The 12688-nt window shown below is 60.5% G+C and carries 10 protein-coding genes; 9 read left to right on the forward strand and 1 reads right to left on the reverse strand.

Translation table 11 applies throughout. From position 1 onward, the window contains the following. Nucleotides 1–104: 104 nt before the first annotated feature. From IWX89_RS02075 to IWX89_RS02085, 3 genes are all read left to right on the forward strand, one after another. Nucleotides 105–314, forward strand: a complete 210-nt coding sequence (locus tag IWX89_RS02075) for an Rv0909 family putative TA system antitoxin (RefSeq protein WP_196901918.1) — start codon at nucleotides 105–107, stop codon at nucleotides 312–314. A gap of 238 nt (nucleotides 315–552) precedes the next feature. Next, nucleotides 553–1425, forward strand: coding sequence for a glycosyltransferase family 2 protein (locus tag IWX89_RS02080; protein ID WP_196901919.1), 873 nt, complete (start codon nucleotides 553–555; stop codon nucleotides 1423–1425). Between the two features lie 134 nt (nucleotides 1426–1559). Continuing rightward, nucleotides 1560–2657, forward strand: coding sequence for a glycosyltransferase (locus IWX89_RS02085; RefSeq protein WP_196901920.1), 1098 nt, complete (start codon nucleotides 1560–1562; stop codon nucleotides 2655–2657). Here the strand turns inward: IWX89_RS02085 and IWX89_RS02090 are convergent. Next, nucleotides 2654–3910: a hypothetical protein gene (locus IWX89_RS02090; protein WP_196901921.1), complete on the reverse strand. Its 1257-nt coding sequence runs from the start codon at nucleotides 3908–3910 to the stop codon at nucleotides 2654–2656. The genes IWX89_RS02085 and IWX89_RS02090 overlap by 4 nt on opposite strands. A gap of 651 nt (nucleotides 3911–4561) precedes the next feature. Between IWX89_RS02090 and IWX89_RS02095 the strand changes: the two genes are divergently transcribed. The 6 genes from IWX89_RS02095 to IWX89_RS18355 all read left to right on the forward strand — a co-directional run bounded on the left by IWX89_RS02095 (nucleotide 4562) and on the right by IWX89_RS18355 (nucleotide 12679). After that, nucleotides 4562–5365 (forward strand): glycosyltransferase family 1 protein, encoded by an 804-nt coding sequence (locus IWX89_RS02095; RefSeq protein WP_307836347.1) that lies wholly within the window; start codon nucleotides 4562–4564, stop codon nucleotides 5363–5365. Nucleotides 5366–5421: 56 nt separating this feature from the next. Further along, nucleotides 5422–6495: a glycosyltransferase family 4 protein gene (locus IWX89_RS02100; RefSeq protein ID WP_196901923.1), complete on the forward strand. Its 1074-nt coding sequence runs from the start codon at nucleotides 5422–5424 to the stop codon at nucleotides 6493–6495. Between the two features lie 39 nt (nucleotides 6496–6534). After that, nucleotides 6535–7788 carry a lipopolysaccharide biosynthesis protein gene (locus IWX89_RS02105; protein ID WP_196901924.1) on the forward strand — a complete coding sequence of 418 codons (1254 nt, stop codon included), beginning with the start codon at nucleotides 6535–6537 and terminating at the stop codon, nucleotides 7786–7788. A 474-nt stretch (nucleotides 7789–8262) separates the two neighbouring features. Next, the gene (locus IWX89_RS02110; protein ID WP_196901925.1) at nucleotides 8263–10365 is read left to right on the forward strand and encodes an acyltransferase family protein; all 2103 of its coding nucleotides are present in this window, start codon (nucleotides 8263–8265) and stop codon (nucleotides 10363–10365) included. A 91-nt stretch (nucleotides 10366–10456) separates the two neighbouring features. After that, nucleotides 10457–11572: a hypothetical protein gene (locus IWX89_RS02115; protein WP_196901926.1), complete on the forward strand. Its 1116-nt coding sequence runs from the start codon at nucleotides 10457–10459 to the stop codon at nucleotides 11570–11572. Between the two features lie 9 nt (nucleotides 11573–11581). After that, on the forward strand, nucleotides 11582–12679 hold the full coding sequence (locus IWX89_RS18355; protein WP_231382749.1) for a glycosyltransferase family 4 protein: 1098 nt from the start codon (nucleotides 11582–11584) through the stop codon (nucleotides 12677–12679). Nucleotides 12680–12688: the final 9 nt, after the last annotated feature.

Genomic DNA, 12688 nt, shown 5'->3' on the forward strand with positions numbered 1-12688 from the left:
GGGACCGGCCCCTTTTTCGTGCCCGAAAGTCCCTTGCGCCGGGACGTATCCCTGCTCTACTTTTGACTCGGCAGCAACGCCGCTGCCCGAAACGGAAGAACACCATGGGACTCGAAGACATCACCAAGAAGGCCCAGGACTTCCTGGGCGACAACAAGGTCAAGGACGCGCTGAACAGCGAGCAGGCTGAGGACATCAGCGACAAACTCCTCGGCGGCGTCGCCGACCTGGCGAACAAGGTCACCGGCGGCAAGTTCGAGGAGCAGATCGAGGGCGCCCGCGCCGCCGCCGACGGGAAGATCGGAGACGAGTAGGGCACACGCTGAGTTCTGCTTGGCCAATCGGACAAAGATCCACCCGCTTGCGGCAGCGGGCCAGGTGCGCCGATGATGGGACCTCTCCGCACTGCACGCCGGCGCGTTTGGGGGGTCTGTCTGGGGAAAATAGTCATTCAGAATCGGCATTTCCGAACTTTCGCGCGCGTTCAAACGTGTAGTCTGCGTAAGTATTCAAGCTCCGGGGGAAGGGATCGTCTTGAGGGTTTGTGCCGTCGTGCTCAACTGGAAAGACAGCGCGCGCACCTTGCGCTGCGTCGTTTCGCTCCTCGGGTCAGGACGGGTCGATCATGTCTTCGTCGTGGACAACGAGTCATCCGGGGACCTACGCGGCGTTCTGGAGGCCGGCCTACTCCCTGACAAAGTGACTTGGTCTCTCGTGGAGCTTGCCGAGAACCGTGGCTTCGCCGGTGGGGTCAATGTTGCCCTGCAGCAGGCGTTGGATGAGGGTTACGACGCAATTTTGGCGATCAACAACGACGCCGTGGTCGATGGCAGGTCCGCGTCACTGTTGATCGATACCCTGGCCGCGGATGTCACCCTGGGGATGACCGCACCACGCATTCTCAACCCGGATGGCAGCGAAGAATCTGCCGGGGGATTCCTTGTCCCCTCGTTGGGCATTTCGACGCACACGTCGCGGACGATGAGCGCCCCGGACTTCATCACGTGGGCCTGTGTTCTCGTGCGCTCCGATGCTCTGCGCGACGTGGGCCTCCTGGATGAGCAGTTCTTCATGTACTGGGAGGACGTGGACATGTCGTTCCGATTGCGGGCGAACGGCTGGGGGTTCCGCGTTTGTCGTGACGCCACGGCAACTCATGAGGTGTCGACGAACCGAGCCAGCTATCCGGTCGCAATCAAGGCCTACCACACCTGGTCAGCCATCGTCTTTGCCCGAAAACATGGTGGGGCGTGGTGGGGCGGGAGTCGCATGTGGATCGGTCTAAGCGCGGTGGCCAACCTCGTCCGGATGAGATCAGGAGCTCTCCGGGGACTGCACGCGGGCATTCTCCTGTCACGGGAGGGGTCTATTCCCGCTTACGAGAGTGAGCTTCGCGATCGCAAGTTCGGTCGGGCACTGTCCTGACCGAACACAGTGGAATCAGCAGTGCAGGAGTCCGATTCGGCCATCGGCCCGTTGCTCCATCCGGTGACTAATGTGGTTGAGGGCGCTTCGCCCCGGATTTGGTCTTGGAAAGACCGTCAATAGGGAAGTAGAAGATGTCGGGTGTCATAGTTCACGAGTGGCTGTCGCAGCGAGGTGGCTCCGAGAACGTGGTGGTCGAACTTGCGCGGATCTTCCCGGATGCATCGATCACTGCCCTGTGGGATGACGCGCCAGAACGCTTCGCGGCGGGGCGTGTCAGCGAGACATGGCTCGCGCGCAGCCCGCTGCGCCGTCACAAGGCGCTGGCATTGCCCCTGATGCCGACGACGTGGCGGCACCTCGGCGCACGCGAAGCCGACTGGATTCTCTGCAGCTCGCACCTGTTCGCTCACCACGCGCGGTTCGCGGGCCCTGCCCGGGGGGCGCCGAAATATGTCTATGCCCACACGCCGGCAAGATACATCTGGACGCCCGAACTTGACCTCCGCGGCAACGGACTCATTGCTCGTGCCGCCTCGGGTCCGCTGCAGGTCCTCGATCGCAAGCGCGCGCAGGAAGCGCACGCAATAGCGGTGAACAGTTCCTTCGTGGCTCGTCGCGTGGAACGGGCTTGGGGGAGGCAGGCCACGGTCATCTACCCGCCCGTGAGCGTGCAATCGTACGCAGAAGACGCCGTGGCTTCCCTTACCCCGGAAGAAGTGCAGACCCTGGGTCTGCTTCCGGAGACGTTCATCCTTGGAGCGTCGCGCTTCGTGCCGTACAAGCGGCTGGACATCGCCATTGAGGCCGGCGCCGCGGCCGGGGTGTCAGTCGTGATCGCAGGGGAGGGCCCGGACGAACCGCGTCTCCGAGCGCTCGCTGACCTGCACCCCGGTCTGGTGACGTTTGTGCCGCGGCCCTCCGCCGCGATGCTGAACCAGCTCTACCGCCGCGCGATGGTGCTTGTCTTTCCGGCGATCGAGGATTTCGGGATCATGCCTGTTGAAGCCATGGCCGCTGGCACACCGGTCGTGGCCAACAGGGTTGGCGGAGCGGCCGAGACCGTGCAGCACGGCGTCACAGGGGCGCTCTTGGACGCTTTCGATCCAGGTTCGCTCCGGGAGGCCATCGGAATCGCGGCAATGGCGGAGCCGGCATCCTGCACGGCACGGGCATGGGAGTTCGACGTGAGCGTGTTCGACCGGAAGATAGTCGACTGGGTTGGGTGCTAGTCGTCTTGAGAGATCGTTAGGGGCTGATCCGCCGCCGCCAGGTTCCCGACAGATCGGGACTCTTGCGGTTTTGGCGTTAAGGGTGCGGCTTGGGGCGTTGAATGACCGATCCCATTGCCGAATCCCAAGGCTGCAAAAAAGAGAAACGCAATTGCGTGCCAGCTGAACAGATCGAAGAAAAAGAAGAAGGCCACGAATGTCGCAATCAATGCGCGTCCGAAATGAGACGAATGCCTGATTCCGAAGGCGACCAGCAGGCAAAGCAAAACGACGCCGACCACGCCTGACACCACGAGTTCCGAGACGACGGCATTGTCAATCACTTGAAGTCCGTCCGCGTGCAGGAAGCCAGCTTCATAGAGTTTTGGCGCGGCGTTGTAACCGGAACCGAAAATGAAGCGCAGGACGGGTAAACCGGCAAGGTCCTTTGTCGCGTCCAGCACGGCCCCGCGGTGAAGCAGGGAGAAATCCCCAATGACCGCCGCGCGGGCGAAGAAGAAGACCCCAACGGCAGCCAGCGCCATCGTGGCAAGCGCCGCCAGACGCAGACGCGGGTCCGCTTTGACGTTTCCCCGGGCAGAGATCAATAAGGACAAACAGTAGACCGCGAAGCCCACGGCTAATGCTGCGGCGGCTGAGCGTGCACCAGAGAGTGCGATCCCGGTGGCGAGGAGAAGACCACAAGGAATCTTCACCGCACGCGATTCGACCGCACCTGAAAAAAGAAGTATCAATAGAGCGATTGCGATGAATGCGGCGAACGGGATGGGGTGTCCCAGAGTCCCTTGGGCACGATTCGTCCAATCACCGAGAACGACGTTTCCCCTCACCAAGTAGGTGGCATCGCTTGTGCTTCCCGTGATCAAGTCCCTAACGAGATCCAGCTTCAGGAGTGACTCACCAATCGAGAGGACAGCTTCAAGGCAGCCGATGACGATGAAATACCTCAGGAAGTGGAGCCTCTCTGTGCGAGTCAAACTCGCGCCCGTGAATAGAGCCAATAGCCACATGAGTCCAATTCCAAGGGACTTGGCGCTGGTTTGGAGATCCGATTGCACGATTGTTGGTAGGACAAGCGCCGCGACGAGGAGGAACCCCAGGAGCAAGACTCCAAGGACTGCACCTCGAGGTCGCGAAATGCTCCGATGGTTGAGGCAGACAGCGAGGAGAAGCAAACCAACCACGATCAATGGCGTTGTCGTGGTGAGAGTGGGCGAGGAGAGTGTTGATCTGGAGATAGCGAGAAGCGTCATGCTCACTGCCATCGCTGTCCCGAGGCGGTGCCCCGCTTGGATAATGATTGCAGCGACAGAGAGAATGACCAATGGGGCGACCGCGAGCGCCCCCGCACCATTTGCCTCGAGAATCTCTCCAGCGACGAGAGCGCTAACTGCCGCGACGACCCAAATGAGCACAAACCTGATAGGCCCTGCGAGCATGTTTCCCCCGATGTGACTGACATTCAAACGTCGGCGGAGCGGCTGACGCGATCTGGAGGCGAACGAAATCGCGCGTCCAAAGAATACGTTACTACCTCGCGTCTTGGTCGTCGCTGGGTTGCGATGCAACGAGGCAGAGCCGTCGGGGAAAGCGTTTGTCAACATATACTGAGCGCTGGTACTTCGCCGGTGACCGTTATCGCACTGTCGCTGGACTAAGGGACTCCTTCGCCACTCCTGGGATACTTTCTTCCTTGCCGGTGCAAGGGTCGATATCTGGGGGAGATCATGCGCCAACTTGTAGTGGACGATCGATGGATCGGGGAGCACGGCATCGGGAGGTTCTCCAAGGAGGTCCTACTTCGGTTGCAAATGCCTTGGCGACCGATTGGCGGCCCGAAGTCACCAACTGCACCTGTTGACGTTTTGAACACGTGTCGACTAAAGCTGACACACAATGACGTCGTGTTCAGTCCCGGCTTCAACGCCGGAATCACTCGTGCACGGCAGATATTGGTTATCCACGACCTAATTCACTTGCAGGTCGACGCCGAGCGGACTTTCCTGAAGACTCTTTTTTACGGCACAATTGTCCGGCGGGCAATCCGGCGGGCCGGGGTAGTCATGACGGTTTCGAGAACCTCAGCTGAAGCGATTGCCGGGTGGGTTGGAACTGCACATGTCGATATTGAAGTTGTCGGGAACGGTTGTTCGAGCAGCTTCGTAAGTGCCGGCGACCGAACGGGGTTCTCATTCCCCACGTTTCTCTACGTGGGCAACTTCAAGCCACATAAGAATGTCGATGTGGTCCTGGACGCCCTCCTCCTTCGCCCTGATTACCGGCTCTTGGTCGTAACCGGCGACGTCGAGCGAGCGCGGACACGCGTCGCCGAGAAGGGGCTGACGAGACAGGTTGATATCCGGTCAGATGTGACCGACGAGGAATTGGCTGCGCTCTATCGCGGCGTTGCGGGATCAGTCCAGCCCTCCATTCTGGAAGGATTTGGACTCCCTGCACTCGAATCGCTGAGTTGTGGGACACCCGTCGCGTACTGGGCAGGGTGTGAAAGCGTGGCGGAAATCTGCGCAGGTACTGGCGTCGCTGTGATCGCTTCTGGCGTGCCACAAGAATGGGCTGCGGCTCTCGACTCTCTGAAGGAGATCTCTGATCAGGGGCCAGTGGTGATGCCATCGGCATGGAGGGCCGAGTATGACTGGGACACCGTTGCTCACAAGGTCACTCAGGTGCTGAGCAGAGTGGGACAATAACGCGCTGGCCCACCCCTGGAAGACCTCTTTAGAACACCTAGTGAGAAAGCGATGAAATGGCCACAATCTCAGTCATCCTGCCTGGTTTCGCCTTAAGGGCGGGCGGCGGATACAAGATCGTCTACCAGTATGCGAATCACCTGGCGAAGGCAGGCAACACCGTTAATCTCGTACAAATGCGTCCCGATGAGGCGCGGCGCCACCGGGAGATGGTCTGGCGCCATGCCTTGAGATTCGTACAGTACACACTGGGACGCCATGCCCGACCGCGCTGGTTTTCGTTGGACCGTAGAGTCAATGTCGTCAATTTCGCCCGGCAATCCGTTGGGGGGATTCCCCCGTCTGACGTAATCGTGGCAACGGCTACGGAAACGGCGCAGGTTGTCGCGCGCGCGGCGGCCTTGCAGAGCGTGCCGGGCGTGTATTTCATTCAGCACTACGAAGCATGGCGAGGTGGTTCGTCGCGGGTGGACGACACTTGGCGCCTACCCCTGCATCGGATAGTGGTAGGGCCATGGCTTGAATCGAAGGCCATTGAGCTGGGGGTGACTGCAGTACAAGTTCCGAACGCTATTGACGGGGCTGACTTCCCACCGGGCCCTCCCATTGGGTTGCGACCCCTTCGGGTGCTGGCTCTCGTCTCGGATATTCCGTGGAAGCGTACGGACCTTGTCGTCGAGGTATTCGGCCTGATTGCGGCCGAGATGCCGGAGGTTTCGTTCGCCACCTTTGGGGTAATCCCAAAGCCGGTCGATCTCCCAGCGTATGTCCATCATCTTCAGGAGCCGTCGAGCGAACTGCTTCGAGTCTTGTATCAGCAATCTCGCGTCTTCGTCTGTGCCAGCGACGCCGAAGGTTGGGGCTTACCGCCGGCAGAAGCGATGTCGAGCGGGTCGGCAGTTGTCTCAACCGACAACGGTGGAGTTCGGGGATACGCAGATGGGGTAGCGCTATTCTCACCTGTTGGCGATGCCGCATCTCTGGCAGCCAACGCCTTACGCCTCCTCCGCGATGAGGAACTCTGTGCGCGCATGGCGAGCGAAGGGCAAGAACGGCTGAGGGCTTATACGCCAGCGATGGCGGCCGAGGCTTTTGAACGCGAAGTCCTCAGCACCTTGAATGGTGCGTAGCCCAAACATGGCTGGTACTCACGGAACTCAGCGACGGGGATGGAACATGCCCCGGAAGACCGTCGAATCACCATGAGGCGGCTCTTTCTTCGCTTTGGGGGATTCGCCGTACTCCCGTTGTTGTCCGCCGCCGCGCCATTGCTGCTGTTGCCGATCATCGCTCGGGTTGGCGGCGTGGACGGTTGGGCAAGCGTGGCAACGGCGCAAGCGGTTGGGACGTTTGGTGCCGTGGCCGTGAGCTTCGGTTGGAACATCGCTGGACCGCCGCTTGTAGCAATGGAGCCTGATCTCCGCACCCGACGCGAGTTGTACAAGACGGCATTCACTTCACGGGTCATCGCATTCTTCGTCCTCAGCCCGTTCCTGGTGGGGGTGAGTGCCTTGTTGGCATCTCCGTCTCATGTCGTCGATTCCATTTCCATGACTATGGCAATGGCCTTCTTTGGTTTTTCTCCATCTTGGTATGCAATTGGGGTTGGCCAGCCACGACTCATCGCAGTCTTCGAGGCCCTTCCAAAATTGATCGTGACCGCTTTTGCTGCCGGTCTCTTGCTGTGGGGCTTTCCAATTTGGACGTATCCAGTGTTGTTGCTGAGTGCTTCACTGCTCGGATTATTGGGGTTTAATCGGCTGATCATCGGTTCTTGGGTGCCCTTGTCAGGGAATCGAAGGTCGTCGATCCTTGCCGAGATGCGGTTGATGATCATCCCTGCCCTCGTCGATATGACCGGCGCGACGTACGCGGGGACGCCACTCCCAATCGTTAGCGCGACCGGCAGCCTTCTTGTCACCGGGATGTTCGCTTCGGCAGACAAGCTCTACCGATACGGGATGTTCGGTATCTCCGCGCTGGCAAATGCTCTCCAGGCATGGGTCCTGGACAACTCAAGCCTTGCACCTCGCCGTAGGCAGAAGGCGGCAATGCTCGCGCATATCGTTCTGGGGTTCCTCGGCCTTACTCTGCTGGCATTTGTGGGGCCGGTGGCTACGGCATTTCTATTCGGGGCGCCGGTGACCGCGGATGGCGCCGTCTGCGCCTGGTTTGGCGTTGCTTATTTCTTTCTTTCGACGGCAACCCCGCTCATGCGCAACTTGCTCTTGCCCAGTGGCAAGGCGGCGGTAGTGCTGCGAGCGACTCTGATGAGTTCCCTGATCGGAGTGCCGACAATGATTGTCGGCGGGGTATTGGCTGGCGGGGCGGGCGTGGCTTTCGGCCTGGCTCTGAGTGAGGCGCTGGTGCTGTGCAACATACTTCCCGAGGCGCTTCGGCAGTATCGGCGCTTGACGAGGTAGACCGTCCGCGTCACTGAGAGCGCCGCGAATTGGGGGTTGATCAGGCGGTGTTGTGAGTATTTGAGGCTTTGAGCACCACCTGATCGCGCGGTTCAGCACCACCGATCGTGCGAGAGAGCACCAGTGATGATGTCGCTCAGCACCAGTGGCGTTCCCCATCACGCGCTGGCAATAACGGTGTGTTCCCGTATGTGATGAGAATTTGAGCCACCTGCCGGGGAGCTGGCTGCCCGCTGGCGGCCATCGCCTGGCGGCCATCGCCTGGCGGCCATAGACGGGCTCCGCAGTGGCAGCCTGTGGGCCGTTCCTCATGCCTGCTGACACACGGTGAAAAAAGCCTACTTAGGTGGTGCTCAACCACGCCGGGCGACTTACCGAGCGACGGTGCTCACCCGCACCACAAGCGGTGTCCACAGAAGCGAATATTCAGTGTTGTTAGGGCCTCACCGACCTCGGTTTCTCTAAGCTGGGCGAATGGGGCAAAAGCGATCGGACATCCAAGGGCTGCGCGCGGTCGCTGTTATGGCGGTCATTTCGGACCACCTTTTCAAATGGCCATCTGGCGGATTCGTCGGCGTGGATGTCTTCTTCGTTGTCAGTGGGTTCCTCATTACAGGGATTCTGCATAAGGAATTTCTGAGGACCGGGACTATCTCCTTTGCGAACTTTTACAAAAGAAGAATTCGCAGGATTGTTCCGGCCGCGACAATCGTACTGGCTAGCACATGTCTGTTGGCCGTCCTCTTGATCGGTTCACGGGCGCGACTAGTCGCGCTGGATGCCCTGGCTGGTTTTCTCGTTTTTGCGAATTGGCACTTCGCAGATGTTGGAACCGACTACTTTCAGTCAGGAAATGCTGTCTCTCCGCTTCAGCATTTCTGGTCCCTGTCGGTGGAGGAACAGTTCTACTTTGTGTGGCCCGGCCTCTTGTTTCTGGTCCTGATCACTGCAGGCAAAGTCGTCAAGGGCTCCACCTCGCGACTCCGGAGTCTGGCCGTTGTCGTAGTTGTCGCGGTCGTGGTTGTCGCGTCATTCCTTTGGTCATTGTCGGAATCCATGACGAACCCGACGGTGGCGTATTTCTCGACCCTGACAAGGGCTTGGGAACTCGGAGTGGGAGCGATACTCGCTCTCTCGGCGGGCGCATTCCTGAGGATGCCAAGTGCCGTCCGGACCTCCATGTCATACCTGGGCATTGTTGGAATCGTGTCGTCGATGCTTGTTATTTCGGAAACTTCCACGTTTCCGGCGCCCTGGGCGCTTCTTCCGGTGGTATCGACCGTGCTGGTTCTCGCAAGCGGAATCGGTTCAGACTCGCATTCCTGTCTGCTGGCCAATCCAGTGAGTCGCTTCATCGGTGATATCTCGTATTCGTTGTACTTGTGGCATTTCCCTACAATCGTGTTCCTCGGGGTGTTCATTCCAACCACGTCCAGGTTCTTCTACATAGTCGCCCTGTTCCTCATGTTTTCATTGGCGGTCATCTCCTATAGAGCTGTTGAGCAGCCTTTCACTAGCGCTCCATTCTTGGACAGATTCGGGTCTGGTGGAGATAGGACGCAGGCGTTAGGGATCTGGTGGCGGGCTTACTCGAGGCGCCTCGCGATGGGCGCGATCGCCGTTGTCTTGCTGAGTATGGTCTCGGCCGCTGTCGTCGGAACGTACATGATCTCTAAAGGGTCCGGTGCAGGGGTGTCACGAATCCCGGAATCCGTGGCTATCGACCCGACTGCCAGCGAAGCTGCAACAGCGATGGCGTCCGACATCGCTGCCGCCATCAACGCCGCCAAATGGCCGAGCCTCTCCCCAACAGCATCGGAGGTTTCAGTTGAAGGCCCTGTCGAAGACCGGGCGGGATGCAGTGAGACGGCAGTTGGAGACCCAGCATCGTGCGCCTTTGGCGACCCAAATAAACCCTCGATTGTAGTTTTCGGAGACTCGACAGCTATTACATTGATCGCGACCGTGCGGGCAGTGTATGGCGAGAAGTACTTCATTCGCGGCCTCACTCTGGCTGGCTGCCCAGTCATAGACCTCGCTGCGAAGTTCGACACGGCAGCCCATGCCCGCGCATGCTCCGAGCATCGAAAGACATCCATTAGTGAGATTGAACGGCTTCACCCCACTGCGGTGATCGTCAGCGATAACTACGAGTGGTCGAACTCGCTGAACCTGCGAAGCGGAGCGACTGGGCGCGTGGCGGTCACCGAATGGGCGACCGCAGCGAAATCCACGGTGAACAAGATCGCCCCGTACACTGCTCACATCATTTTCGTAACCCCGCCGCCGCAAGGCAAAGCAATCGCCGAGTGCAAAACCGCAGTGAGTGTGCCGTTTGACTGCATTAGCGAAGTCCCGGCGACCTGGAAGACTGGACAGGCAGCCGAAAGATCCCTGGTCGGGGGGAAGATCAGGCTCGTGAATACCCGGGATTGGTTCTGTGGCCAGAGCGGTCGGTGCCCAGCGTTTGCGTCAGGAACTCCCACACGACGGGACGGAATTCACACCTCACGCCAATGGGCGTTGCGTGTCGCGACCCTGTTTCGTCAGGAAACCCACGGTCTAATCGCTCTTTAGAGCAAAGAGCGGCTCGAATTCCTGGACTCAGAAATGGGAATTGGTACCATAAAGGGTCGCTGTCGCGATGCAGCCGAAACGAGGACCACAAGTGAGCGTGAACCAGACGCTTGGCGCGGCCCAGAGTGGTGACACGGATGGCCGGCCGAAGATCCTCTTCCTGAGCCACACCGTTGACGGCGGTGACTTCAGGGTGGGCAGCCATCATCTCGCCCGGGAACTCTCCCTGATCGGATGCCGCGTCGCACACGTGTCTACGCCGCTCTCACTGTTGCATCTGCTCGCCCGTCGTGGGGAAAAGCGGCGGCGGGACTTGGCGCTTGGCCGTGGTGTCGTTGATGAATTCGGAACTCTCCATTCCGTGCCGCTGTTCCCTTTTCCTCTGCGCCTGAGCGCGAATCGACGTGGTTTGAGGCGCCACATCGAACGGATCGGGTTCTGGAAGTCGGACTACATCCTCATCGATCAACCTTTGATGTCGGGAGTTCTGGACGAGCACCCCCCTGGCCTCGCGGTGTACCGGCCCACAGACGAATACCCGGAAGGGATAGCGTCTCGTCGCCAACTCCGCTTGCTCAAGAACGTGGTCGCCGTGGTCGCCACGTCCCAAACCGTGCTGCAGGCACTGCACCTGGGCGCTGCGACTCCCCAGCTTGTTCTCGAGAACGGGGTCGAGTTCAGCCGCTTCGCGGCGCCGCAGTCGCGCGGCGCTCGCAGTGGGCTTGTCTACGCCGGCGCGCTCGATCATCGGTTCGATTGGCCGCTGGTCATTGCCCTGGCAGAGGCGTTCCCGGAGGAGAGCGTGCGGCTCATCGGACCCCTGAAATCCGTTCATCCGGAGCTTCCCAGTAATGTCATTCTGACGGGTCCTCTGGACTACTCGGTGCTGTCCAGCGAACTGAACTCGGCAGTGGTGGGGATTCTGCCGTTCAATTCAGCAGTCGAGAACGCCGGTCGCAGCCCGATGAAGTTCTACGAGTATCTCGCGGCAGGTTTGCACGTTGTTGCGCCGGCAACGGCGACTCTCAGCGGCCGAACAGAGAGCGGCGCTTTGATGTACTCATCAACGGCTGAAGCGATCGCTGCAGTGCGACAGGCGCTGGCGCTTCCCTCACCGAATGAACCCGGGATTGCGCACGCGCGCGAGCGCGACTGGTCGGGAAAAGCTCGGCAACTGCTGACCTTTCTGGAGGCCCTGCGTGGCTGAGTTCCTCTGATGCCGGAGGCGCCGGAGACGCCGGAGACCCGGATCACCGTTGTCGCGACGACGGCTTTCGATGGCGGGGCAGAACGCTATATCGCACGTCTTTACAAGGGATTGGCGGCACGCGGCCGATCGGTACGACTCATCGGCTCTCTTGAACCGTGGCCTCCGGGAGAGCTCGACCGGGTGCAGGCACTCTTCGGCCCGAAGTGGAGCCTTCGCACCCTGCCCGGCGGTCTGTTGCGAATCCGGCGGGAGAGGCGGGCCCTCGAGCGCTCAGTATCGGCCTCGGCCGCACCGCGGGAGATCTTCCACCTTCATTTCAAGCGCGAGCAGGTCGCCTTCTCCAAGCTCCTGGCGGGGCATGGGAGGGTCTTCTGGACCGAGCACGGGCTCTTTCCTCGCGGGCCATTCGGGATTCTCATTCTGCCGTTCTACCGCGCGGCGGCCAGACACGTTGAATCCATCGCCTGCGTCTCGGATATCGTCGCCGCGGACATCCGTCGCCGAATCGGTGACCGTTGTCCGGTGCTGGTCATCCCGAATTCCGTGGACACTGTTCGGCTTCAACCACCTGACGTCGGCCGGGTCGAGGCGGCACGGGCAAGATGGGGGTTCGGGGAAGGCCCGGTCGCCGTTTTTGCCGGGCGTCTCGAGGCAGCCAAGCGTCCCGGGCTGGCCGTGGCCGCCGCTGAAACGGGAGGGTTCTCGCTTCTCGTCGCGGGATATGGCCCGCTAAATGAGCGGCTGCAGCAATCGCTCGTCGGGACCGGAATTCGTGTGCCCGGCCAGCTTGCCGATGCCGAGGAGATCTTCGAGTGCGCGGACGTGCACCTGTTCACGTCAAACGGGGCGGGTGAAGGGTTTCCGACTGTGCTCCTCGAAGCCGCGGCCCTGGGGATTCCCTCGGTCATTGCTGATGATTCAGGGTTCGGGGAGTTCGCGCTGGCGAGTGGTGGCGCGGTTGCCCCGCCGACTCCGCAAGGCTTCGCTGCCGCAGTCCAGGAGATCTACGCTGATCCCGGGCGGAAGGTGCTGGCCCGCCGATGGAGCGAGCGGTATGACACCCAGGGCTGGATCGATGAGCACCTGAGATGGTTCCTCGGCTGAGGAGCGTCG

The sequence above is a fragment of the Cryobacterium sp. MP_M3 genome, from assembly GCF_015752155.1.
In the GTDB taxonomy this organism is placed as follows: Bacteria; Actinomycetota; Actinomycetes; order Actinomycetales; family Microbacteriaceae; genus Cryobacterium.